We start from the raw sequence: 24,250 nt of genomic DNA on the forward strand, positions 1-24,250 counted from the left end.
TTCGACCTTGACCGCTATCCTGGGCTGCTGTTTTGATGTTTCGCCCCACCCCGGGCCCGTCTCGATGGAACTGAAAGTAAACGGCCAGACCATGCTGCTCCCCGAGATCGCCGGCGACCCGGCGATGCCGCTGCTGTGGGCGCTGCGCGACGGCCTCAACCTGACCGGCACCAAGTTCGGCTGCGGCATCGCCGCCTGCGGCGCCTGCACCGTGCACATCGACGGCCAGGCCACGCGCTCCTGCGTCACGCCCCTAGGCGCCTGCCAGGGCAAGGCCATCACGACCATCGAAGGACTTAGGGCCCCCACGCCTGCGAGTACGCAGGCTGCCCCCCGAGGGGGCGCCGCCGGGCTAGGGAGCGGCCCGGCGCCCGGCGAGGGCGACAAGGACCACCCCCACCCCCTGCAACTCGCCTGGCTGGCCGAGCAGGTGCCGCAATGCGGCTATTGCCAGAGCGGCATGCTGATGGCGGCTGCGGCCCTGCTGGCCAGGAACAAGGCCCCGAGCGACGCCGACATCGATGCGGCGATGACGAATCTCTGCCGCTGCGGCACCTACCCACGTGTGCGCGCGGCCATCAAGCAAGCCGCCAGGGGCTTGAAGAAATGAAGCGCCGCACCTGGTTGCTGACGGGCGCCGGCGCGCTCGGCGCCCTGGTTGTGGGCTGGGGCGCCATGCCGCCGCGCTCGCGCCTGGGCGACGCCCACACCCTGCCGGCCGTGGACGGCCAGGTCGCGCTGAACGGCTGGATCAAGATCACCAGCGACGGCACGGTGCTGCTGGCCATGAACCGCAGCGAGATGGGCCAGGGCGTGCACACGGCCCTGTCGCAGCTGGTGGCCGAGGAGCTGGATGTGCCGCTGCACAGCGTGCGCCTGGCCGAAGCGGGCTTCGATGCCATCTACGGCAATATCGCCACCTTCCTCGGCAATGTGCCCTTCGGGCCGCGCGACCATGGGCGCGCCGTCTTCAAGTTCTCCAACTGGATCACGGCCAAGGTCGGGCGCGAGCTGGGGCTGAACCTGACGGGCGGCTCCTCCTCCACCGCCGACGCCTGGGACACCCTGCGCCTGGCCGCCGCGACGGCCCGCGCCCAGCTGCTGGGCGCCGCCGCACTCAAGCACAAGCTGCCGGTGGACGAGCTGACGGTCAAGGCTGGCACCATCCACCACGCCAGCGGCGCGCTCAGCCACTACGGCGAGCTGGCCGCCCAGGCGGCGCTGACGCCGCCGGGCGAGGTCAGGATCAAGGATCGCAAGCAGTGGACGCAGATCGGCCGGGCCCTGCCGCGCAACGATCTGGCCGCCAAGCTGAACGGCAGCGCCCGCTTCGGCCTGGACGTGCGCCAGCACGGCCAGGTCTTCGCCGCCATCCGCCACTGCCCCATGCTGGGCGGCGGCCTGGGGCCCGCCAATGTGGACGCCATCCGCGCCCGGCCCGGCGTGCTGCGCGTGGTGGCCCTCGGCCCGGTCGCCGGTTCGACGGCTGCCTATGCCGTCGTGGCGCGCACCACCTGGCATGCCCGCGAGGCCGCCCGGGCCCTGGACGTGGCCTGGCAAGACCCGCCCAACGGCCGCCTCGACTCCAGGGCCATCCTGGCGTCGCTGGAGGCCGAGGCCCGGCGCGCCCACGCGGCCGGCGAGGGTTTTGCCTTCCTCAAGCAGGGCGACGTGCCCGCCGCCCTGGCCGGCGCAGCCACCCGGCTGGAAGCCGTCTACAGCGCGCCTCATCTCGCCCACACGACCATGGAGCCGATGAACTGCACGGCCCAGGTCCTGGACGGCCATGTCACCGTCTGGGCGCCCACCCAGGTACCGGGCTTTGCCCGCGACGTGGCCGCGCGCGTCGCCGGCGTGCCGCCAGAGAACGTGACCGTGCACGTGACCTATCTCGGCGGCGGCTTCGGGCGGCGCCTGGACGTCGACTTCGTCGGCCAGGCCGTGCGCATCGCGCTGGAAATGGCCGGGCTGCCGGTGCAGCTGGTCTGGTCGCGCGAGGAAGACATGGCGCATGACTTCTACCGCCCGGCCGAAGTCGCCGTCATGCAGGGCGGGCTGGACGGCGCGGGCCAGCCGGTGGCGCTGGCCGTCACGAACGCCGCCGACGCCATCGTGCCGCGCTGGTCCGAGCGCGTCATGCCGGGCCTGGCGCCGACACTGGACATTCTCAACCGCAACAACTTCCCCGACGGCCGCGCGCCGGCAGCCCTGTTCAGGCGCGGCGACGCCCCGGACAAGACCGCCTCGGAGGGCCTGTTCGAGCTGGCCTATGCCATCCCGAACGCCCGCATCGCCCACCAGGCCACGCACAGCGGCGTGCCTGTCGGCATGTGGCGCGGCGTCGGCCATTCCCACCACGCCTTCTTCATGGAAGGTTTCATCGATGAACTGGCCCATGCGGCCAAGGCCGACCCGGTGGCCTTCAGGATGAAACTGCTCGAGGGTCTGCCGCGCCACCAGGCGGTGCTCAAGCGCGCCGCCGAGGCCGCCGGCTGGGGCCAGCCCCTGCCCGCTGGCGTGGCGCGCGGCGTCGCTGTGCACGAGAGCTTCGGCAGCGTCGTGGCGCAGGTCATCGAGGTGGCCAGGCAGGACGGCAAGCCACGCGCGCGCCGCGTCGTCTGCGCCATCGATTGCGGCACGGTGGTCAACCCCGGCATCGTCGTGCGCCAGATGGAGAGCTGCATCGTCTTCGGCCTGACGGCGGCCCTGTGGGGCCGCATCGACATCGTGGGCGGCGAGGTACAGCAGAAGAACTTCCCCGACCATCCGCTGCTGACGCTGGCTCAATGCCCCGTCATCGAGACCCATCTCGTACCGAGCGAGGGCCCGCCCACCGGCGTCGGTGAACCGGGCCTGCCGCCAGTGGCACCAGCCCTGGCGAATGCCTGGTTTTCACTGACGGGTGAGCGCCGGCGCCGCCTGCCGCTGGCGGCCTGACCTACGAGCGGTCGAAATCGTCGCAAGAGGCGCGCGGCAATGCGTTGTGCCAACGCGACGTTTGAACGGTTGCCCATCCCAGCCGGCAAGACCTCGCCCGGCCTGTGGATTCGGCACCAGATCGGGGCTGGCCTGTCCCGTGCCCTGGGGACACCCCCCTAGTTCTACAAGAAGGTAAAAGTCACCAAGCCTGTGAAGGCTTGTCAAGGGGGACATGCCTGTCTTTGCCCGCCGCGAAGGCGGCCGTCAGACTTCCATGACGTATTTCACCCACCTTCACCCCCATGAAATCCTCCGGACACATTCCAAAGCTTGCCGTCACGCTGACCGCCCTGGCCGCCCAGGCCTTCTGCGGTCAGGCCTTCGCCCAGACCCAGCTCGAGCGCGTCGAAGTCACCGGTTCCAACATCAAGCGCATTTCTCGCGAAACCACCTCTCCCATCGACGTCATCACGGCCAAGGACATCCAGGCCAGCGGCGCCCGTACCGCCCTGGACATCATGAAGATGATCCCGGCCATCGGCAACGACGGCTACAACGACACGCCGGCCCAGAACGGCTTCTCGCGCGGCGTGGCCACCGTGTCGCTGCGCAATCTGTCGGCCACGTCGACCCTGGTGCTGATCAACAGCCGCCGCATGGCGCCCGCCGCCTACGCCAACCCCAACAACGGCACGTCGACGCTGTATGACCTGAACACGATTCCGGCCGCTGCGATCGAGCGCATCGAAGTGCTGAAGGACGGCGCCGCCGCCGTCTATGGCTCCGACGCCATCGCCGGGGTCATCAACTTCATCCTGAAACAGAACTTCCAGGGCCTGGAGGCCAAGGTCGTCGCTGGCATGAACGATGCCAACGAGTACAAGCGCCAGACCCTGAGCGTGACCGCCGGCATGGGTGACCTGGCACAGAACGGCTACAACGTCTTTGTCGGCCTGGACTACACCCACAAGGGTCGCAGCATGGTCAACGACAAGACGGACGAGGACATCTCCGCCGCCGACTATCGCGCCATCAACCTGCGCCGCAACCCCTACGGCAGCTTCCTGTACAACGACTTCGCTTGGTTCACGCGCGAATCCCAGCCCAACAACCGCAGCTTCCCGCAGACCAATGCGGCCAATATGGTCACCAAGGCCACCTGCGCGGACTCGGAGAAGATCACCAACACCACCAGTGACGTCTACGGCATAACGACGGGAGCCCTGGCCAACCGCACCTTCTGCAACTACAACCTCGACCAATTTGTCGAGATGCAGAACCCCGGCAATGACCTCAACGTCATGAGCCGCGGCACGCTGAAGGTGACGGACGACTTCACCGCCTTCGCCGAAGTGGGCTATTCGCGCAACAAGCGCCAATACCTGGCGGCCCCGCGCACCATCAGCGGCCTCAGCCCCGCCAGCAGCTTCATGCTGGGCGCTGCGGCCCCGACCTTCCAGGCCATCCTGGAGGTCGGCCATCCCGACAACCCCTTCCCGAACGCGCGCGCCGCCGTGCAGATGCGCTTCCCGAACGCGCCGGGCGGCTATAACCTGACCAACACCGGCGCCCGCGCCCTGGTCGGCGCCAAGGGCACGATCCGCAACGACATCGACTGGGAATCCGCCGTCCTGTGGAACCGCACCGAGCGTGACGAGTACTACTACGGCTTCCTGCGCCTGCCGGTGCTGCGCCAGATGCTGGGCCCGCAGTCCGGCGGCACCAACCGCTCGCTGTCGTCGATCGCGAACGACCCCGACCTGTCGCGCCCGCTGCTGAACAACGCGGCCTCCTCCATCGTGCAATGGGACCTGAAGGCCAGCACGGAAATCGGCAAGCTGCCGGGCGGCCCGATCGGCCTGGCCGGCGGTGTCGAAGTCCGCCGCGAAGCCATCGAAGTCAATCCAGATCCGGAAAACGCGGCCGGCAACATCCTCGGCCTGGCCAACACGGCCGTGCGGGGCAGCCGCAACGTCAAGTCGGCCTTCGTCGAAGTCAATGCACCGGTGTTCAAGAGCCTGGAGCTCAACCTGGCCGGCCGCGTCGACAAATACCCCGGCATCAAGACCAACTTCGTGCCCAAGATCGGCCTGATGTACCGCCCGAACACGGTGGTGGCCCTGCGCGGCAGCTACTCCGAAGGCTTCCGCGCCCCGGCCGTGTCCCAGGTCAGCCCCGGCGGCGCCCAGTTCTTCGTCAACAACCTGATCGACCCGGTCCGCTGCGACACCAGTGTCTCGCCCAACGTGCCCAAGCCGGGCGCCGAGACGGCGGACTGCAACAAGAGCGTGTCTGGCATGGGTGGCGCCAACCCGGCCCTGCGCCCCGAGAATTCGTTCAACAGCTCGCTGGGCCTGATCCTCAGCCCCATGAAGGACGTCGACATGCTGGTCAGCTGGTTCCGCATTCGCCGCAATGGCGAAGTGGCCCTGGGTGACGCGCAGTCGGTGCTGGACCATCCCAACGCCTACCCGCCGTCCTCGATCGTGCGTGACACCAACCCGGCCCTGCTGCTGAACGGCCAGCCGGGCACCGGTCCGCTGCTGTCGGTGGCCACGCCCTGGGAGAACCAGGGCAGCACCATGGTCCAGGGCCTGGACTTCGAAGGTCGCCTCGTCGCCCGCTTTGACCAGGTCAAGTGGACCAATGCGATCAACGGCACCTACATGCTGAAGTACGAGCGCGTCGAGCGCAATGGCTATGCCACCGGCAACAACCTGGTCGGCACCAACGGCGGCCTGGCGGACTGGGCAACGTCGGTGGGCGACATCCCGCGCATGAAGTTCCGCGTCACCTCCACGCTGGACAACGGCCCCCACTCCATCATGGGCGCCATGAACTTCGTCAGCGGTGTGTCCTTCCGTCGTCAGATGGACACCACGAACATCCCTGGCGTCGTGTCCCCGGCTTATTACTCGGGCCAGACCTGCCACTACGGCGACCTCGCCGCCGGGGATCCGTTCCTGTCCGGCCGCAGCAAGATCGGTGCAGCGCCGACGGCGGTCAACGGTCGTGATTTCTACATCAACCGCTACCCGAGCTGCTCGGTGTCCAGCTGGACGACCTTCGACCTCAGCTACACCTACACCGGCTTCAAGGACCTGACGCTGGGCCTCGCCATCCAGAACTTCATGGACGAGAAGTCGCCCTACTACCCGACGACCTCCACGGGTACCGCGGCGGTACAGGGCTACAACGCAGGCCTGCACAACCCCTACGGCCGTTACTTCACCGTGTCGGCAAGCTACAAGTTCAAGTAAGCACGCGCCGCATCGCAGCACAAAGGGACGCCTCGGCGTCCCTTTTTTTGTTCAAGCAGATCGAACCCCGCGCTCACGGGTGTCGGTGCCTTTGACAGCAGCCGAGCTGCCAAGCCCGGCCGGCGTGGATTCCCCAGGGGCGATCACCCGTGGCTCAGAATTTGCATGCACTGAGTCATTTCTGGAGATGGCCATGACTCTGCTGAAAAAACTCCTCGCCGCCGCTCTCGTCGCCAGCGCCGGCCTGGCCCAGGCCGCCCCGGTCTACTGGACCGACTGGCAGAGCAGCAACCCCAATGCAGCCGGCTTCCAGGGCAATGGCGTCATCACGACGACGACGGCGACGGTCAACGTGACCTATACCAACCGCCAGGGCATAGGTTTCTACGACACCGGCGCCGGCTTCGACTACTGGGCCTATGGCACGTCCTACACCAGCAGCGCCGTCGACAACCGGCCCACCGGCTCGGACCAGATCGCGCTGAGCTACGCCGGCCCGCAGACCCTGCATTTCTCCCAGGCCATCGCCAACCCGGTGTTCGCCTTCATCAGCCTGAACGGCAACGGCTACGGCTTCGACCAGGACTTCGACATCCTCAGCGTCGGCTGCGGCTACTGGGGCTGCGGCAACGTGACCAAGAACGTCATCGACCATGGCGGCGGCGTGTTCGAGTACCAGCTCATCGGCACCGGCGAGCCGCATGGCGCCATCCGCTTCAAGGGCAGCTTCGACACCGTCACCTGGAACAGCCTGACCAACGAGTTCTGGAACGGCTTCACGGTCGGCGTGCAGGGCACGGCGGTCGAGGTGTTCGGCGTACCCGAGCCGACGGGCTTGGCGTTGACCGGCCTGGCGCTGGCCGTGGCGGTCGGTGTGCGCCGTCGCCGCAGCTGAGGCTCTGATGCCATAAAAAACGGCGACCTCAGGGTCGCCGTTTCCATCTCAGCCTGGCTTATACGAGCCGGCGCGTCGCGCTCACACCTTGATCGAAAAGGGATTGAAGTTGGTGCCGCGGTCGTAATGGTCCTCGCCCTCGGCGCGCTTCAGGAAGGCGACGACCTTGGCCGTCAGCGGGTACATGACGGCCTCCCAGATGGTCTTGAAGAGGTACTGGGTGACGATGACGGCGAACAGCTGGTCGTTGGGCCAGATGCCATAGAAGGCGATCAGGAAGAAGACGCCGGTGTCGACGAGCTGGCCGACGACGGTGGAGCCGACGATGCGCGCCCACAGGAAGCGGCCGGCCGTCGCGATCTTCATCTTGGCCAGCACGAAGCTGTTGGCGAAGCTGCCGCAGGCGAAGGCGATCATGGAGCCGGCGACGATGCGCCAGGTGTTGCCGAAGACGGCGTCCAGGTGCGGCTGGTAGGCCGCCATGAAGTCGTTCTGGGCCGGCGGCAGGTGGACGACGACATAGGCCATGAAGGCCGAGAACACCAGGGCGCCAAAACCCGCCCAGACGACGCGGCGGTCGCGGCCATAGCCGTAGACCTCGGTCAGGATGTCGCCAAAGATATAGCTGATCGGGAAGAAGAACAGGTCGGCGCCGAAGGTGACCGTGCCGATGACCGGCAGGGTCAGCTGGGCCGCCTTGGCTGCGCCAATCAGGTTGGAGCACAGCAGCACGCAGACGAAGGCCGCCATGATCAAGTCGTAGTACTTGAAGCTGCGGGGCGCGGATGGGGTCATGGGCTCCTCCTGTTGGGAGCCGGCATTGTCAACGCGCGGAAGTCAGACGTAACAGCGTCTGGTGCAGCTTGGGCGTGTCGATGGGCTTGGTCAGGAAGTCGTTCATGCCCGCCGCGAAGGCGTCGTCGCGTTCCGACACCAGCGCCGCCGCCGTCAGCGCCACGATGGGCAGTTCGCTGGCCTTGAAATGCTTGCGCAGCTCGCGCGTGGCGTCATGGCCGCCCATGACGGGCATCTGCACGTCCATCAGCACGATGTCGAAGGGCTTGCCGACGCTGGCCGCCGCGAGCACGGCCTCGATGGCCTGGCGGCCGTCGCTGGCCTGGGCGACTTCCATGCCCCATTGCTCGAGTTGGGCCACGGCGATCAGCATATTGACAGGGTGGTCCTCGGCGATCAGCACGCGCCGGCCATGCAGAGCGTCATGGGCATGGCCGGGAGCACGGGTCTCGCGCGGCTGGTGGGCCATGGGCGCCGGCGCGGCCGGCAGGGGCAGCTCGGCCCAGAAGGCCGAGCCCTCGCCCGGGCTGCTGTTCAGGCCGACCTCGCCGCCCATCAGCATGGCCAGTTCGCGGCAGATGGAAAGCCCTAAGCCCGTGCCACCAAAACGGCGCGTCGTCGACTCGTCGGCCTGGGTGAAGGGCTGGAAGAGGCGGGCCTGCTGCTCGGGCGCGATGCCGGGGCCGGTGTCGCGCACCTCGATATGCACCCACTCGCCGGCGCTGCCCCGGGCATTGGCCGGCAAGGCCCGCACGCTGACGGTGACGCCACCGGTCTCGGTGAACTTCAGCGCATTGGTCAGGTAGTTGGACAGGATCTGGCGCGTGCGCAGCGGATCGCCAAAGACCCAGCTCGGCAGGGCCGGATCGATCTCGACGGCGAAGGTCAGGCCGCGCGCCTGGGCCAGCGTCAGATAGGCCAGGCGGATGGAAGCGAGCAGCTCGCGCAGCGAGAAGGGCTGGCTCTCCAGCGTCAGCCGGCCGGCCTCGATCTTGGACAGGTCCAGGATGTCGGAGATCAGGCCCGACAGGCTCTCGGCGCTGTCCATCATCTGGTTCAGGTAGTCGCGCCGCTGGGTCTCGGAGATGTCGGGCTGCTGGGCCAGGCGGCCCAGGCCGAGCAGGCCGTTCAGCGGCGTGCGGATCTCATGGCTGGTGTTGGCCAGGAAGGCGCTCTTGGCGCGGCTGGCGGCCTGGGCCTCGTCCTTGGCGTGGGCGAGCTGGTCCTCGACGCGGCGTCTCTCGGTGACGTCCTCGATGATCCAGATGGTGCCGCCGCGGCTGGGGTGGGCGGGGTCGACGGCCTGGGCCAGCAGGCGAGCCAGGAAGGTGGAGCCGTCGCGACGGCGCATGGTGCGCTCGGCCTCGACCTGCTGACCGGCGGCGAGCTGGGGCCCGAGGTCGCGGCCGACGGCCTGCCAGTCCTCGACGCTGGGCCAGACGACGCTGCCATGCTGGCCGAGCAGGGCGCCGCGGTCCCAGCCGAACATGGCTTCCACGCGTGGATTGGCCAGCACGAACTGCTGGTCGCGCGTCAGCGCAATGCCGATGGAGGCGTTCTCGAGGATGGCGCCGTGCACGAGGCGGGTGCGCTCGCTCTCGCTCACATCGCGCGCATACAGCACCAGGTAGTTCTGGCCGTCCATCTCGAAAGGCGCGACCGACACCAGCATGGAAATGGCGCTGCCGTCCTTGCGGCGGAAGCTCACCGGCACATTGCTGGCAATGCCGTCACGGTGGATGGCCTCGCGGATCGCCGCGCGATCGGCAGCGTTGTGCCAGATGCCGATGTCGTCGGCTGTGCGGCCCAGGATCTCGGAGCTGTTCCAGCCGCTGAGCTGCTCGAAGGCCTTGTTGACCATCGCGTAGCGGCCGCTCTCGGCCTCGGTCAGCGTGATGACGTCGGGGCTGGTGGCGACCAGGTGCGACAGCAGGCCCTCGCTGCGGCGCAGCGCGTCCTGGGCGCGGCTCTGCTCGGTCTGGTCGGTGAAGAAGGTCAGCGTGGCCGGGCCCGAAGCCGTCTCGACGCGCACGCTGGTGGCCTGCACGAGGCGGCGGCGGCGCGACAGCGTGCGCAGCCGGTACTCGGCCATGGGCTGCATGGCGCCGGGGGCCATGCCTTCCAGGCGCGCCGCCTGCTGGCGGGCCGTCTCGTCGTCGCCGGGCTCGTAGTGACTGAACAGGTCCTGGCCGATCATGCTGCTGCGCTGCGCATAGCCGAACATGGCCATGGCGGCCGGGTTGGCGTCGACGACGCGGCCCCAGCGGTGCAGCACCAGCGGTGAAGGCGAGCGGCGAAACAACTCGCGGTAGCGCGTCTCGGTGGCCTGCACCGTCTGCTCGGCGGCGACTTCGCCCGTCACGTCGCGGCCCACGCCCCAGTAGCCGCGGAAATTGCCCTGCGCGTCAAAGCGCGGCTCGCCGCTGATGGAGACCCAGCGCGCGCTGCCGTCCACGCCGACGCGGCGCGCCACCATGCCGTGGAAGGGGCGGTGCGACTCGAGGTCGGCGCGATGCGCGTCGAGCTCGTCGTCGTTCAGGCCCATGCCGTCGAGTTCCCACGGCGTCTTGCCGAGGCGGCAATTCAGGTCCAGGCCCGAGGCACCGGGACGCTCCTCAGCGACATGGGTGAAGCGGAACTCACGGTCCATCTCCCAATACCAGTCCACCGCCATGCCAAGCAGGCCGCGGAACCTTGCGGTGCGTTCGTCGGCCTCGGCCAGCGACCGCTTGACCATTTTCAGCAGGCCCACGCCCGCCACCAGACCCGAGCCCAGCAGGCTGAACTGCACGATGGCGCGCAGCCCCAGGCTGGAAGAGGCCATGGGATGGGTGGCCCAGCCCAGGGCCTCGCCTGCGCCCAAGCCGGCCAGGGCGATCACGCCCAGCAGCGTCAGAGCGACGCCGGCCACCAGGCCCAGCAGGCCGGTGGCGAAGGCGATGACCAGGCTCATCAGCGGCAGGCTCAGCGACCACAGGCCCAGGTCGCGCGACACGGCCGCGGCCACCGGCAGGGCCAGCACCAGGGCCATCATGCCCAGGGCGATCAGCGGCTGCTCCTTGCGGCGGGTGCTGCGCGACAGCACGGCCAGGCGCAGCAGAGCCAGCACCGAGATCAGCAGGGCCAGGGCCGCAGGCGGCCAGCCGTCCATCCATTCATTGGGCTGGCGTGTGAACCACAGCAGCACGGCCACCGGGATGAAGACGGGAGCGCAGGCCAGCAGGAAGACCCGTGAGGCCTGCCAGCGCATGCTGCTCTGCAGGCGCTCGCGCTGCTGCTCGGGCGGTGCGGCATGCCCGACGAGGCTGCTCAGGTCTTCGCCGGCTCGCCCCATGTTCAGCTGAGGGCTCTGCGGGTCGCCTCCGCCACGGCGCGGGCGCGCTCGGCGAAGTCGGCGCCGCTGCTGGCGTAGAGGATGGCGCGCGAGGAATTGACGGCCAGCGGCGCGGAACGGCCGGCAGCCTGCACCACGGCCGCGGCATCGCCGCCCTGGGCGCCGACGCCCGGCACCAGCAGGGGCAGGGTGGGCGCGAGCTCGCGCACGCGGGCGATCTCGCCCGGATAGGTGGCGCCGACGACCAGGCCGAGCTGGCCGTTGCGGTTCCACTGCGTCTCGGCCAGATGCGCCAGATGCTCGAACAGGCGCGGCTGGCCGGGCACATCGGCCAGGCGCTGCATCTGCCAGTCGTCGCCGCCCTTGTTGGACGTGCGGCACAGCAGGATGGCGCCCTTGCCCTCGTAGGCGAGGTAGGGCTCGACGGAATCGAAGCCCATGAAGGGCGACAGGGTCACGGCGTCGGCCTGGTAGCGGACGAAGGCCTCGCGGGCGTACTGCTCGGCCGTGGAGCCGATGTCGCCGCGCTTGGCGTCGAGAATGACGGGCACGCCGGGGGCCACCTCGTGGATGTACGAAATGAGGCGCTCGAGCTGGTCTTCGGCGCGATGGGCGGCGAAATAGGCAATCTGCGGCTTGAAGGCGCAGACCAGATCCTTGGTCGCATCCACGATGGCCGCACAGAAGTCAAAGAACTTCGACGCGTCGCCGGCCCAGGCCCCCGGCAGCTTGCTCGGCTCGGGATCGAGGCCGACGCACAGGCGCGATTGGGGAGTCAGGGCTTGGAGCTGGGCAACGAAGGTCATCAGTAGGCGGAGATGGGAATGGTGCGGGCGAGCACGAATTGTGCAAAAGCCTCCGCGGGCAGCGGCCGGCTGAACAGATAGCCCTGCACGGACTGGCAGCCCTGGCGGCGCAGGAAGGCCAGCTGGCCCTCGGTCTCGACGCCTTCGGCCAGGGTCTCCAGGCCCAGTGCGCTGGCCATGCGGATGACGGCGTCGACGATGGCGCGGTCTTCAGCGTCGTCGGTCAGGTCACGCACAAAGGACTGGTCGATCTTGAGCTTGCTGACGCGGAACTTCTTCAGATAGCTCAGCGAGGAATAGCCGGTGCCGAAGTCGTCGATCGACAGCTGCACGCCGCGGGCATGCAGCTCGTTCATGACCGTGATGGCAACGGCCGGATTGTCCATGGCGGCGCCCTCGGTCAGCTCCAGCTCCAGGCGCTCGGCCGGCATGCCGACCTCTTCCAGCACACGGCCCACCAGTTCGGGCAGGTCGTCATGGCGGAACTGCACGGCCGACAGGTTGACGGCCATGGTCAGCTCGGGCAGGCCGGCGGCATCCCAGCGGCGCAGCTGGGACAGGGCCTCGCGCAGCACCCATTCGCCGATGGGCAGGATCAGCCCGGAGCTCTCGGCGATGGGGATGAATTCGGCCGGCGACACCCAGCCCAGCTCGGGGTGATTCCAGCGCAGCAGGGCCTCGGCGCCGACGATATGGCTCTCGCCCTGGGCGTCCAGCGCGAACTGCGGCTGGTAGTGCAGGCTGAGCTGGTTGCGCTCCTGCGCACGGCGCAGCGCGTTCTCCAGCTGCAGCGCGCGGGCCGACTGGGCCTGCATCTCGCTCGTGAAGAAGCGGTAGGCGTTGCGGCCATCCTTCTTGGCCCGGTACATGGCCGCATCGGCGCATTTGCACAGGGTGTCGAAGTCGTCGCCATCGGTCGGGAACATCGCGATGCCCATGGAGGGCGTGACGGTCAGTTCCTGCTGGTCGACATGGAAGGGAGCGCTGGCCAGGCCCATCAGCTTGGTGGCCAGGTGGGCGGCACCGGCGATGTCGGTCAGCGGCAGCACGAGGACGAACTCATCGCCGCCCATGCGGGCCACGGTGTCCTGCTCACGCACGGCACCGCGCAGGCGGCCGGCGAGCTGGGTCAGCAGGCTGTCGCCGACGCGGTGGCCCAGCGAGTCGTTGACGTTCTTGAAGTGGTCCAGGTCCAGGAAGAGGACGGCCAGCGGCTCGTCGTTGCGGCGCGCGATGTCGATGGCCTGGCTGGCGCGGTCGGCCAGCAGATGGCGGTTGGGCAGGCCAGTCAGGCCGTCGAACAGGGCCAGACGCTCGGCGCGGGCCTCGGCGGCCTGCTGCTCGGCGACCTTGAGCTCCAGGGCGGCGACGGTCTGGCTCAGCTGCTGGGTGCGTTGCTCGACAAGGGCCTCGAGCTGGGCCTTGGCCTGCACCAGTTCCAGCTCGGCCTGCTTGCGGGCCGTGATGTCCTGGGTGATCCAGATGGAACCGCGCGACAGATCGCTGCGGTCGATGGCCTTGCTGCGCACCTCGCAATAGATGGGCGTGCCGTCCTTGCGGCCCAGCAGCATCTCGGCATGGAAGGAGTCGCCGCGCGACAGCGGCTCGTAGCAGGCGTCGCCGGCAGCCTTCCAGTCCTCGTCGCTCAGGTACCAGGCGCGCGACAGCTGGCCGTCCAGCTCGCCGGGCTCATAGCCGAACAGCTGCTCGAAGGCGCGATTGCAGCGCGTCACGCGGCGGCCGCGCAGGAAGACGATGCCGACCATGGCGTGGTCGAAGATCAGCTGCTGCTCGGCGTGCAGGTCCTGCAGGGCCGCATCGGCCTGCTTGCGCTCGCTGATGTCGTCGACGATCCAGATCGAGCCGTCGGCCGGGTCGTCGACGTTGATGAGGCGGCCGGTCAGGTGGGCCCAGAACAGCTGGCCGTTCTGGCGCCGCATCAGCTGTTCGCCGCGGAAGGTCTCGCCGGTGGACAGCACCGGATAGGCACGGGCGCCCAGGCCACGCGCGTCCTGCTCGCTCTCGTAGAGCTCGTGGCTGCTCTTGCCGACGGCCGCCTCGGGGCTGTCGAAGCCGAAAATCTCGGCGTAGCGCTGGTTGCAGCGCACCAGGGTGCGCGCCTTGACGAAGACGACGCCCACGCCCGCGTTGGCCAGGATGACGTCCAGCTCGCGCAAAGCCTGGCTGAGCGCGGGGTTGTCGCTGGGGTCGGGCGCGAGGCTCATGAAGCGTCTATGCGGCGGCGGTGGTCTGGTTGGCGGGCAGGGAGCGGAGCATGACCGGTTATTGTCTTGCCTCATGCATATCCTGGATACCGAACGCCTGTCACTGCGTGAATTCACACCGCTTGACGCCCCCTTCCTGCTGCGCCTCGTCAACGAGCCGGGCTGGATCCGCAACATCAACGACCCCGGCGTGCGCAGCGTCGAGGACGCCCTGACCTGGGCCGAGGGCCGCCTCTTCAAGGCCTATCGTGAACTGGGTCACGGCTTCTGGGCCCTGGAGCGCCGCGAAGACGGCGTGCTGGTGGGCATGTGCGGCCTGTTCAAGCGCCCCGCCCTGCCCGAGCCCGACCTCGGCTATGCGCTGCTGGCCGAGCACGAGGGCCGGGGCTACGCGCTGGAGGCAGCGCGGGCCTGCGTGGCCCACGCCAAGGCGGCGTTCGGCTGGCCGGTGCTGATGGCCATCACGGCCGTCGACAACACGCCCAGCGTGGCCCTGCTGGCCAAGCTGGGTTTTGTCGAGCAGGGTCTTGAACAGCTCGAGGGCTACGAGGGGCCCTCGAGAGTGTTCAAGCTCGATCTCTAGCCGGTTGGGGACAGCGCGGCTCGCTGCGGCGCCCGCTCGGTCAGTCCCGCAAGGACTCAGATTTTCTTCGCCAGGTCCGCGGCCAGACCCGTGTAGGAGCCCGGCGTCATCTTCAGCAGCCTTGCCTTCTCGGCCTTGGGCAGGTCCAGCCCCTCGATGAAGGCGCGGATGGACTCCTGCGTGATGGCCTTGCCGCGGGTCAGTTCCTTGAGCTGCTCGTAGGGGTTGGGCAGGCCGTAGCGGCGCATGACGGTCTGGATGGGCTCGGCCAGCACTTCCCAGGCGGCATCCAGGTCATCGGCCAGGGCCGCCTCATTGAGCTCCAGCTTGCCCAGGCCCTTGGCCAGGGAGTCGTAGCCCAAGAGCGCATAACCCAGGCCGACGCCCATGTTGCGCAGCACGGTCGAGTCGGTCAGGTCGCGCTGCCAGCGGCTCACCGGCAGCTTCTGGCTCAGATGGGTCAGCATGGCGCTGGCCAGGCCGAAATTGCCTTCGGCGTTCTCGAAGTCGATGGGGTTGACCTTGTGCGGCATCGTCGAGCTGCCGATCTCGCCGGCCCTGGTCTTCTGCTTGAAGTAGCCCAGCGAGATATAGCCCCAGACATCGCGCGACCAGTCGATCAGGATGGTGTTGGCGCGCGTGAAGGCGTCGAACAGCTCGGCCATGTAGTCATGCGGCTCGATCTGGATCGTGTAGGGGTTGAACGTGAGCTTGAGCTGCTTCTCGATGACGCTCTTGGAGAAGGCCTCCCAGTCATGCTTGGGCCAGGCCGACAGGTGGGCGTTGAAGTTGCCGACGGCGCCATTCATCTTGGCCAGCGGCTTCACGGCGGCGATGCGCGCGCGGGCCGTGACCAGGCGGGCCACGACGTTGGCGATCTCCTTGCCGACCGTCGTCGGGCTGGCCGTCTGGCCGTGGGTGCGGCTCAGCATCGGCGTGGCCGCGAACTGGTGGGCCATCTTGCGCAGCGTCTCGACGATGCCGTCCAGGGCCGGCAGCATGACCTCGTCGCGCGCGGCCTTCAGCATCAGCGCATGGCTGGTGTTGTTGATGTCCTCGCTGGTGCAGGCGAAATGCACGAACTCGCTCGCCGCCAGCAGTTCCGGCTGGCCTTCGAAGCTGCGCTTGATCCAGTACTCGACGGCCTTGACGTCGTGATTGGTGGTGCGCTCGATGGCCTTGATCTCCTCGGCATCGGCCTCGCTGAACTTCTTGACGAGGCGGCGCAGGCGCGAGCGCGCGGCGCTGGACAGCGGCTTGAACTCCTTGAAGCCGGCGTCGCTGAGGGCGATGAACCACTCCACCTCGACCTGCACGCGGCGGTGCATCAGGCCGTACTCGGACAGCAGCGGGCGCAGGGCGGCCACCTTGGCGGCATAGCGGCCGTCCAGCGGCGAGAGAGCGCTGATCGGGTTGAAGTCGGTCGTGGTCATGGCGGGCCGGCGGATCGTGGAAAACCCGCAATTCTAGTTTTCAGCGCTCCGAGAAGAAGCGCACCCGCTCTTCGTCCGCCGGATGGGTGGAGATCGCGATGGCCAAAGGGTGGTTGTCCACGGTCGCCTGGTGCTTCTTGGCCAGGCGCTCGAAGAAGGCGGCCATGCGCGAGGTATCGGCCCCGCCGGCCCGCGCCAGGGCACGGCCATAGAAGTCGGCCTCGCGTTCGTTGTCGCGCGAATAGGCATTGCCGGCCAGCACCGCCGGCGCCGAGGCGAGCAGGGCGGAGAAGTCGCCGACGATGACCGAGGCCACGATGCTGACCGCACCGGCGCGCAGCATCAGGCGCAGGCCATGGCGGTGGCGCACATGGCCGGTCTCGTGGGCCAGCACCGTCATCACCGCATCCGGCTCGTCGGCCAGCAACTCCAGCAGGGCATCGGTGATGACGATGTCCCCGCCCGGCAGCGCAAAGGCATTCGGCCCCAGGGCCTTGCCGCCGTCGCGGAAATGGATCTCGAAACGCTCGGGCAAGGCCGGCCCGCCGTTGGCGCGCGCGCGGACGACGACCGTGGACCAGCGTTGGCGCCAGGCCTGCTGCTGCTCGGGCTTGAGCCCGCTGGGCTTGAGCCAGTCGCCGTCCAGGCTGTGCAGCACCTGCTCGCCGAGGCTGCGTTCGGCCGACAGCGGCATGGCGTCGACCGCCTTGTCCACGGCCCAGGGCAGGCCCCAGCGGTAGGCCGCGGCCAGGCCGGCAACGAGCAGCACCAGGGACATCAAGGCCAGCCGCCAGCTCTGCTGCCATTGCACGACGAGGCTGTCGCCGCGGCCCGAGGCCTGGGCCCAGGCGTCGAATGCGGGGCCGTCGGCGACGCTCAGCAGACCGCCGCCGGGCAGCAGGATCTGGCGCTGGCCGTGGCGCTGGCGTTCGGGCCAGGTGAGGCCGGCGAGCGGCGCGCTGTGCTCGCCGTAGTGCAGGCTCTTGCCGTCCAGCCAGACCTCGACCGGCCGCGCGCGGGCACTGCGGCCATCGAACCAGTCCGCAGTGATGCGGGGGCTGCCGTCCATCAAAGCCCCATGTCGATGCCGAAGAAGTCCCCGGCGATGTCGCCCGTCGCATCGGCATGGCCGGCATGGGCTGCGGCGACCCAGTCGGCCGGGTCTTCGCTGCTCTCGATCTGCACCGCCTCCAGCCGCAGCCGGGCGGTCGACACCGCTGCGAAGGGCCGGTACAGGCTCAGCGTCAGCGCCGTCAGCAGCCAGTTCTTCAGCGTCAGCGCAAACAGCGAACGGAACTTCAGCCGGCTCTTGAACGCGAGGGCCTCGCTGCGCGTGCCGTTCCAGGCCAGGTTCTGCATGCGCGCCGCGCCATACGGCATGACGACGGCAAACATCAGCAGATACATCAAGGCCAGGCCGATGCTGAACAGCACCATGCCCAGCACCGCCCGCTCGGGGCCGGCGAGGGTGCGCGACAACCCCACGAAAACGGCCATCAGCGCGCCACCGAGCAGCATGGGCAGGATGGCCACGCCCATGGTCTTCAGCGACAGCAGATACAGCTTGGCCACCGACAGCTTCAAACGGCTGTGCTGGCCGGCGATGCGGTAGCCATCGTGCTGGTAGCGCTTGAACAGCGTCAGCGACCAGGGGGCGAACAGCGTCATGCACAGCGCGCCGACGGAGTAGATCGCCAGGCCCGGCGTGAAGCCGCCGCCGGCGGCCTTGATGGCCTCGGGGTCCAGCGCCGAGGCGCCGCCGACCAGGGCGATGGCCGGCAGATAGCTGGGTGCGCAGCTCAGATAGGCGCCCCGCAGCGTGCCGTCGAAGCGCATGCGCAGGCCGCGCCAGCTGGTATTGCCCAGGCGGAACTGCAGGGAGGCCCGCCACAGCGCCGGCCAGACGGCGCACAGGATCAGGAAGGCGACGAAGGCCGCCGTCGTGGAGAAGCGGCCCGCGCCGCTGTAGACCGCCATCAGCAGGACCAGCAGCAGGAAGCCGCGGAACATCTTCCTGGGATCGCCGTGAAAGCTCAGTGCCTGGCCGTCGACCAGGGTGTTGGCATAGAAGTAACGGATGCGCCTGGCCTTGGCAAAGGGCAGGTACAGGCCCAGCGTGACAAGGATGAGCAGCATATTGACCGACCAGATGCGGAAGTATTCGCTGCCCGAACCCGTGAAGCGGATTTCGAGGACACGCGGCGCTGGCGGCAACGGCGATGGAGCCGCGGCAGTGGCGGCGTCGATGTCTGGCATGGGCTCTCCCTGGATCACTGCCACCGTCTACTGCGGTGGGCCGGCCGACACTCTGGCGGTCGCGAGCCGGGCTGGCAACCCCTGCCTGCGGTGGCTGTCGGCCCCAGCCGACAGGCCTTTTTCACGGCCGATTCGCCGGGGGGCGCTGGCTAGAATCGTTTCGACTTGTGATCCCCGTGTTTGCCCTATGACCGCGATGAAGTTGATCGGTTCTCTCGCCAGCCCTTATGTGCGCAAGGTGCGCATCGTGATGGCCGAGAAGAAGCTCGATTACCAACTGGTGCTTGAAGACGTCTGGGGCAGCGACGCCATCCTGAAGATGAACCCGCTGGGCAAGGTGCCCTGCCTGGTCATGGAAGGCCAGGACTCCATCACCGGCGCCGTCTTCGACTCGCGGGTCATCGTCGAGTACGTGGACACGCTGTCGCCGGTGGGCAAGCTCATTCCCGAGCGTGGCCGTGAGCGCTGCGAAGTGCGCACCTGGGAGGCCCTGGCCGACGGCATCATGGACGCCGGCATCCTCGTGCGCCTGGAGCGCACCTGGACGCATCGCACGCCCGAGCAGCGCAGCCCCGCCTGGATCGACCGCAACCTGACCAAGGTCCATGCCGCCCTGGCCGCGATGAGCCAGGGCCTGGGCGAGAAGGCCTGGTGCTCAGGCAATCATTTCTCGCTGGCCGACATCTCGCTGGGCTGTGCCCTGGGCTGGCTGGAGTTCCGCTTCCCCGAGATCCATTGGCGCGAGACCCACCCCAACCTGGCGCGTCACATGGACAAGCTCTCGCAGCGCCAGAGCTTCATGGACACTGTGCCGAGCTGACGGCCCCTCGCCCAGCCTCGCATCGCTGAACGCGAGCGAGTCTGATCGGTCCCCCGCGGGGACGGCGATGCTTGCTGCATCGAGCAGCAAGCACATCGCCAACGCGGGCCGGCTTGGGAGCGGCCCGGCGCTCGGCCCGCATCAGGCGATCAGGAGCTCCCTGGATCGAACATGCAGCAGGCGCACGAGGCGCCAGACGCGGCCTTCGATCTCGGCCGCCTGCAGCTTCCACAGCGTCGCGATCTCGGCCAGCAGCAGGCCCTGGGCCAGCAGCGTCAGCAGATGGCGGCTGGCCTGGTCGATCTGGCGGCCGGCAGGGCTGGCGTCCAGCGGCGCGGCGACCTGGCGGGCCATGGCCAGGGGACTGCGCTCGATGCCAAAGGCCGCCATGGCCTGGCGGGCCAGTTGCGGGCTGAGCATGGCGCGGCGGTCATGCAGGCGCATCAGCGCCTCGACCAGGCCGGCGCCGCCACCGTCATCGACGTGATAGGCGTTGGCCCCGGCGCTCAGGGCGGCGAACAGCTGCAGGTCGTCGGCCGTCGGCGTCAACAGCAGCAGCTGGGGGCGCACCGGCAAACGGCCCAACTCATGGGCAACGCGCATCGCATGGCTGTCCACCAGGCGCAGATCGCTGGCGACGATATCGGGCGCCAGCGCCGCGAGTTCGCCCAGCGCATCTGCCAGCACGGTGCTGCTGCCGGCCAGCTCCACGCCCTTGGCCTGCAGCAGCAGCGAGCGGGTGCGCTGCAGCGTGGCCTCGCTGAGACGGAGAAGGTAGACGGTGGGCATGGCGCAGGGATGTAACCGCTGCGCATTGTGCGCGTTTTGGGCCTTGCCCCCCTAATTTGCAGTCCCCATCCCCCGCGAGCGGGCGGCACCGGGATGGGTGGTCTCAGGCCGTGCGCTCGATATTGCCCTGCGGCGCAAAACTGTGGGCGCTGGCCAGCGGCCAGTAGATGCGGAAGGTGTTGTGCGGCAACTCGCCGCGCAGCACCGCGCCGGGCTCGACAAAGGGCAGCAGATTGGCCAGCAAGCGCACCTCATGCTTGTCCAGGCGGTGCACGATGTGCTGGGCCGTGATCTCCTGCGGATGGCACAGACCGGCGGCCTCGACGAGTTCCTTCAGCGCCTTCAGTGTGTTCTGGTGGAAGTTGGCGACGCGCTGGGCCTTGTCGGGCACGACGATGGCGCGCTGGCGGTGCGGGTCCTGGGTCGTCACGCCGGTCGGGCAGTGGCCGGTGTGGCAGGCCTGGGCCTGGATGCAGCCCAGGGCGAACATGAAGCCGCGCGCCGAGTTGCACCAGTCGGCGCCCAGGGCCATCAGGCGCACGATGTCGAAGGCCGTCGTGACCTTGCCGGCGCAGCCGATCTTGATCTTGTCGCGCAGATTCAGGCCGAGCAGGGTGTTGTGCACCAGCAGCAGGCCCTCCTGCACCGGCGCGCCGACATGGTTGGTGAACTCCAGTGGCGCCGCCCCCGTGCCGCCCTCGGCGCCGTCGACGACGATGAAATCCGGCGTGATGCCCGTCTCCAGCATGGCCTTGCAGACGGCGAACCATTCCCAGGGATGGCCGATGCAGAGCTTGAAGCCGGTGGGCTTGCCGCCCGACAGCGTGCGCAGCTTGTCGATGAACTGCATCATCTCGACCGGTGTCGAGAAGGCACTGTGCCGGGCTGGCGAGATGCAGGCCACGCCCTCGGGCACACCGCGCGCGGCGGCGATCTCGGCCGTCACCTTGGGGCCGGGCAGCACGCCGCCATGGCCAGGCTTGGCGCCCTGGCTGAGCTTGAGCTCGATCATCCTGACCTGGGGGTCGCGGGCATTGGCTTCGAACTTCTCGGCGCTGAAGCTGCCGTCCTCGTTGCGGCAGCCGAAATAGCCCGAGCCGATCTCCCAGATCAAGTCGCCGCCATGCACGCGGTGGTGGGCGCTGATCGAGCCCTCGCCGGTGTCGTGGGCAAAGCCGCCCTGCTTGGCGCCCTTGTTCAGCGCCAGGATGGCATGGGCGCTGAGCGCCCCGAAGCTCATCGCCGAGATATTGAAGACGCTGGCTGAATAGGGCTGGGCGCGGCCGGCGCCTATGGTGATGCGGAAGTCGTGACTGGTGAGATGGGTCGGGGCCAGGGAATGGTTGATCCATTCGTAGCCACGCGCACTGACGTCGAGCTGGGTGCCGAAGGGGCGCTGGTCGGGGTCGCCCTTGGCGCGCTGGTAGACGATGGAGCGCTGGGCGCGCGAGAACGGCGCGGCGTCGTTGTCGCCCTCCAGGAAGTACTGGCGGATCTCGGGGCGGATGAACTCCAGCAGAAAGCGCAGATGGCCGATGACGGGGTAGTTGCGCAGAATGGAATGACGCGTCTGGCGCGAGTCGCGCAGGCCGAGCAGCGTCAGCCCGAGGAAGACGATCACCAGCACGCCGTCGGTGAGCCCGCCCATCCAGCCGATGGCGAAGAACAACGCGAGCAGGCCGCAGAGCATCCACGTCAGATAACGCAGCGGGAAATACTCGTTGATGCGCCGCGTCCAGCTGGGCCAGGCAAGCATGAGATGTCCTCAAAACCGTGACCGGCGGATGCTAAGGCCGCCGGCCCTCACAATTGCCCGCATCAACCCTCAAGGTAGCTGTCGATGAAGTCCTTTTTCTCCACACTCGGCTGGCTGTTCTCCAAGGCCTGGTGGCTGCTGGATGGCACCCGACGCGCGCTGATGAACCTGCTGGTGCTGATCCTGCTCGTCGTCATCGTGACGGCCATCGTGACGCGCGGCCCCAAGCCACTGAACGACAAGACCACCCTGGTCCTCAAGCTCGACGGCAACCTCGTCGAGCAGTTCTCCGGCAGCCCGCGCGAGCAGCTGGCCGCCCAGGCCCGCGGCCAGAGCGTGCCGCACCAGACCCGGCTGCGCGACGTGCTCGCCGTGCTCGACCAGGCCGCGAAGGACGACAAGATCAGCGCCGTGCTGCTGGACGTCGAGGAGCTGCAGGGCGCCGGCCTGGCCGGGCTGCACGAGGTGAGCGCGGCCTTGCAGGCCTTCAGGAAGAGCGGCAAGCCGGTCTATGCCTATGCCGACAGCTACAGCCAGCGCGGCTATTTCGTGGCCACCCAGGCCAACGAGGTCTATGTGCACCCCATGGGCATGGTCGGCCTCGAAGGCTTCGGCCGCTACCGCACCTATTACAAGGACGCCCTGGACCGCATCGGCGTGGCGCCCAACGTCCTCAAGGTCGGCACCTTCAAGAACTTTGCCGAGACCTACACGGCCAATGGCCCCAGCCCGGCGACGCTGGAGTCCGAGGGCCTGGTCTATGGCGAGCTGTGGAGCGGCTTCACGGCCAGCATCGAAGCCGCCCGCAAGCTCGAGGCCGGCAGCATCGCCCGGGACATCGCCGACCTGCCCAGGCTGATGGCGGCCTCCCAGGGCGACGTCGCCAAGCTGGCCCTGCAGGCCAAGCTCGTCGACGGCCTGAAGACGCGCGACGAGATGCGCGAGCTGCTGATCGCCAAGGGCGCCAAGGATGAGGAGAGCAAGAGCTTCCGCCAGGTGTCCCTGAGCCAGTACATGGCCTATGTGAAGGAGGCCGGTGCGCCGAACAAGCTGCAGGCGGGCATCGGCATCGTCGTCGCCGAGGGCGAGATCGTCGATGGCGATGCCGGCCCGGGCCGCATCGGCGGCGACTCCACCGCGCGGCTGATCCGCAAGGCGCGCGAGGACGATGCCATCAAGGCCCTGGTGCTGCGCGTGAACTCGCCCGGCGGCAGTGCCTTCGCCTCCGAGATCGTGCGCCGCGAGCTGGAGCTGACGCGCCAGGCCGGCAAGCCCGTCGTCGTCTCCATGGGCGACGTGGCGGCCTCGGGCGGCTACTGGATCTCGATGGCCAGCGACGCCGTCCTCGCCGACGCCGGCACCATCACCGGCAGCATCGGCGTGTTCGGCATGCTGCCGACAGCCGAAGGCCTGATGGACAAGCTGTCCCTGCACACCGGCGGTGTCACGACGACCTGGCTGGCCGGCGGCTACGACCCGCGCCGAGCGCTGGACCCGCGGCTGAAGGCCGCCGTGCAGGCCAGCATCGACAACACCTACAGCCGCTTCACGACGCTGGCGGCCCAGGCGCGCAAGAGCACGCCGGAAAAGATTGACGCCGTGGCCCAGGGTCGCATCTGGACCGGCTCACAGGCCAAGGAGCGCGGCCTGGTCGACCGCCTGGGCAGCTTTGGCGACGCCGTGCAGACGGCCGTCCAGCTCGCCAAGCTCGAGGTCAAGGCCGGCGAGAAGCCGCGCCTGGTCTATGTGGAGCGCGACCTCAGCCGCGGCGAGCGCCTGCTGGCTTCGCTGACCGACGCGGTGGCGCCGTCCATCAGCGCGTCCATCGGCGCCTCGCTTGGCCTGGACGCCCTGCCCGCGCCGGTGCGCGAGGAGCTGGCGGTTCTGAAGGAGCTCGCGCAGCACTCGGCGCGCGGTCAGTGGGACAAGGCCGCCGCGGTGCACTGCCTGTGCGGTGTGCCCTGAACTACTGCTGAGCCTGCTGCTGCATCTGCGCCAGCAGCTCGGCCATCTTCTGCTGCACGGCCTGGATGGCCTTCAGGGGCCGGATCATGACCTTGAAGTCGGTGATCTGGCCCGCGTCGTTCCAGCGGATCAGATCGACGCCGTTGACGGCCACGCCTTCGAGCTCCAGCTCGAACTCCAGCAGCGCGTCACGCTCGCCGCGGATCTCGCGCACATAGCGAAAGCTCTGGTTGCCCAGGATCATCAGCGCCGCGCCGAGATATTGCGACGCCAGCAGCTTGCCGCGCTGGAGCGTGTGCACGACGGGCGAGTGGAAGACGACCTCGTCGGCCAGCAGGGCCGCCAGGGCACGGGGATTGCGGGCTTTCGCCAGCGCATGCCAGGCGTCGATGGGGTGGGTCATGGGGGCTCCAG

At 68.5% G+C, this 24,250-nt stretch carries 17 protein-coding genes; 7 read left to right on the forward strand and 10 right to left on the reverse strand.

Annotated features, from left to right (window positions below; genetic code table 11):
- Nucleotides 1-64: 64 nt before the first annotated feature.
- The 4 genes from J2X20_RS12320 (at nt 65) to J2X20_RS12335 (ending at nt 7,074) form a co-directional block, all read left to right on the forward strand.
- On the forward strand, nt 65-610 hold the full coding sequence (locus J2X20_RS12320) for a (2Fe-2S)-binding protein (protein ID WP_310264950.1): 546 nt from the start codon (nt 65-67) through the stop codon (nt 608-610).
- Nucleotides 607-2,937, forward strand: coding sequence for a xanthine dehydrogenase family protein molybdopterin-binding subunit (locus J2X20_RS12325; protein WP_310264952.1), 2,331 nt, complete (start codon nt 607-609; stop codon nt 2,935-2,937). Before J2X20_RS12320 ends, J2X20_RS12325 begins: the two co-directional genes overlap by 4 nt.
- Nucleotides 2,938-3,221: 284 nt before the next feature.
- Nucleotides 3,222-6,179, forward strand: a complete 2,958-nt coding sequence (locus J2X20_RS12330) for a TonB-dependent receptor plug domain-containing protein (protein WP_310264954.1) — start codon at nt 3,222-3,224, stop codon at nt 6,177-6,179.
- 193 nt (nt 6,180-6,372) lie between these two features.
- On the forward strand, nt 6,373-7,074 hold the full coding sequence (locus J2X20_RS12335; RefSeq protein ID WP_310264956.1) for a PEP-CTERM sorting domain-containing protein: 702 nt from the start codon (nt 6,373-6,375) through the stop codon (nt 7,072-7,074).
- Nucleotides 7,075-7,155: 81 nt separating this feature from the next.
- Here the strand turns inward: J2X20_RS12335 and J2X20_RS12340 are convergent, their stop codons facing one another.
- From J2X20_RS12340 to J2X20_RS12355, 4 genes are read right to left on the reverse strand one after another with little or no spacing between them, the layout of a single operon-like run.
- Nucleotides 7,156-7,869, reverse strand: coding sequence for a queuosine precursor transporter (locus J2X20_RS12340; protein ID WP_310264958.1), 714 nt, complete (start codon nt 7,867-7,869; stop codon nt 7,156-7,158).
- 28 nt (nt 7,870-7,897) lie between these two features.
- Entirely contained in the window at nt 7,898-11,203 is a 3,306-nt protein-coding gene (locus J2X20_RS12345; RefSeq protein ID WP_310264960.1) for a PAS domain-containing hybrid sensor histidine kinase/response regulator, read from the reverse strand.
- A 2-nt stretch (nt 11,204-11,205) separates the two neighbouring features.
- On the reverse strand, nt 11,206-12,009 hold the full coding sequence (gene pyrF, locus J2X20_RS12350) for an orotidine-5'-phosphate decarboxylase (protein ID WP_310264962.1): 804 nt from the start codon (nt 12,007-12,009) through the stop codon (nt 11,206-11,208).
- Nucleotides 12,009-14,234 (reverse strand): putative bifunctional diguanylate cyclase/phosphodiesterase, encoded by a 2,226-nt coding sequence (locus J2X20_RS12355; protein WP_310264964.1) that lies wholly within the window; start codon nt 14,232-14,234, stop codon nt 12,009-12,011. Before J2X20_RS12355 ends, pyrF begins: the two co-directional genes overlap by 1 nt.
- Before the next feature lie 73 nt (nt 14,235-14,307).
- Here J2X20_RS12355 and J2X20_RS12360 point away from each other — a divergent pair, with 73 nt between their 5' ends.
- Nucleotides 14,308-14,817, forward strand: a complete 510-nt coding sequence (locus J2X20_RS12360) for a GNAT family N-acetyltransferase (protein WP_310264966.1) — start codon at nt 14,308-14,310, stop codon at nt 14,815-14,817.
- 56 nt (nt 14,818-14,873) lie between these two features.
- Here the strand turns inward: J2X20_RS12360 and purB are convergent, their stop codons facing one another.
- The 3 genes from purB to J2X20_RS12375 are packed head-to-tail and all read right to left on the reverse strand — an operon-like array spanning nt 14,874 to nt 18,506.
- Complete coding sequence (gene purB / locus J2X20_RS12365; RefSeq protein WP_310264968.1) at nt 14,874-16,250, reverse strand: adenylosuccinate lyase; 1,377 nt, start codon at nt 16,248-16,250, stop codon at nt 14,874-14,876.
- Nucleotides 16,251-16,290: 40 nt separating this feature from the next.
- Nucleotides 16,291-17,319 carry a M48 family metallopeptidase gene (locus J2X20_RS12370; RefSeq protein ID WP_310264970.1) on the reverse strand — a complete coding sequence of 343 codons (1,029 nt, stop codon included), beginning with the start codon at nt 17,317-17,319 and terminating at the stop codon, nt 16,291-16,293.
- A complete protein-coding gene (locus tag J2X20_RS12375; protein WP_310264972.1) occupies nt 17,319-18,506 on the reverse strand; it encodes a YjgN family protein in 1,188 nt (395 codons plus the stop codon). Before J2X20_RS12375 ends, J2X20_RS12370 begins: the two co-directional genes overlap by 1 nt.
- A 196-nt stretch (nt 18,507-18,702) precedes the next feature.
- On the opposite strand from J2X20_RS12375, the gene J2X20_RS12380 reads away from it, so the two are divergent.
- On the forward strand, nt 18,703-19,326 hold the full coding sequence (locus J2X20_RS12380) for a glutathione S-transferase family protein (protein WP_310264974.1): 624 nt from the start codon (nt 18,703-18,705) through the stop codon (nt 19,324-19,326).
- Between the two features lie 141 nt (nt 19,327-19,467).
- Here the strand turns inward: J2X20_RS12380 and J2X20_RS12385 are convergent, their stop codons facing one another.
- The gene (locus J2X20_RS12385) at nt 19,468-20,115 is read right to left on the reverse strand and encodes a response regulator (RefSeq protein ID WP_310264975.1); all 648 of its coding nucleotides are present in this window, start codon (nt 20,113-20,115) and stop codon (nt 19,468-19,470) included.
- A gap of 103 nt (nt 20,116-20,218) precedes the next feature.
- Nucleotides 20,219-21,871 carry an FMN-binding glutamate synthase family protein gene (locus J2X20_RS12390; RefSeq protein WP_310264977.1) on the reverse strand — a complete coding sequence of 551 codons (1,653 nt, stop codon included), beginning with the start codon at nt 21,869-21,871 and terminating at the stop codon, nt 20,219-20,221.
- Between the two features lie 84 nt (nt 21,872-21,955).
- On the opposite strand from J2X20_RS12390, the gene sppA reads away from it, so the two are divergent.
- Nucleotides 21,956-23,836 (forward strand): signal peptide peptidase SppA, encoded by a 1,881-nt coding sequence (gene sppA / locus J2X20_RS12395; RefSeq protein WP_310264979.1) that lies wholly within the window; start codon nt 21,956-21,958, stop codon nt 23,834-23,836.
- 1 nt (nt 23,837) lies between these two features.
- Here sppA and J2X20_RS12400 read toward each other — a convergent pair whose 3' ends face one another.
- Nucleotides 23,838-24,239 carry a nuclear transport factor 2 family protein gene (locus tag J2X20_RS12400; RefSeq protein ID WP_310264981.1) on the reverse strand — a complete coding sequence of 134 codons (402 nt, stop codon included), beginning with the start codon at nt 24,237-24,239 and terminating at the stop codon, nt 23,838-23,840.
- Nucleotides 24,240-24,250 lie beyond the last annotated feature (11 nt).

The organism is Roseateles saccharophilus, from assembly GCF_031458095.1.
In the GTDB taxonomy this organism is placed as follows: domain Bacteria; phylum Pseudomonadota; class Gammaproteobacteria; order Burkholderiales; family Burkholderiaceae_C; genus Pelomonas; species Pelomonas saccharophila_A.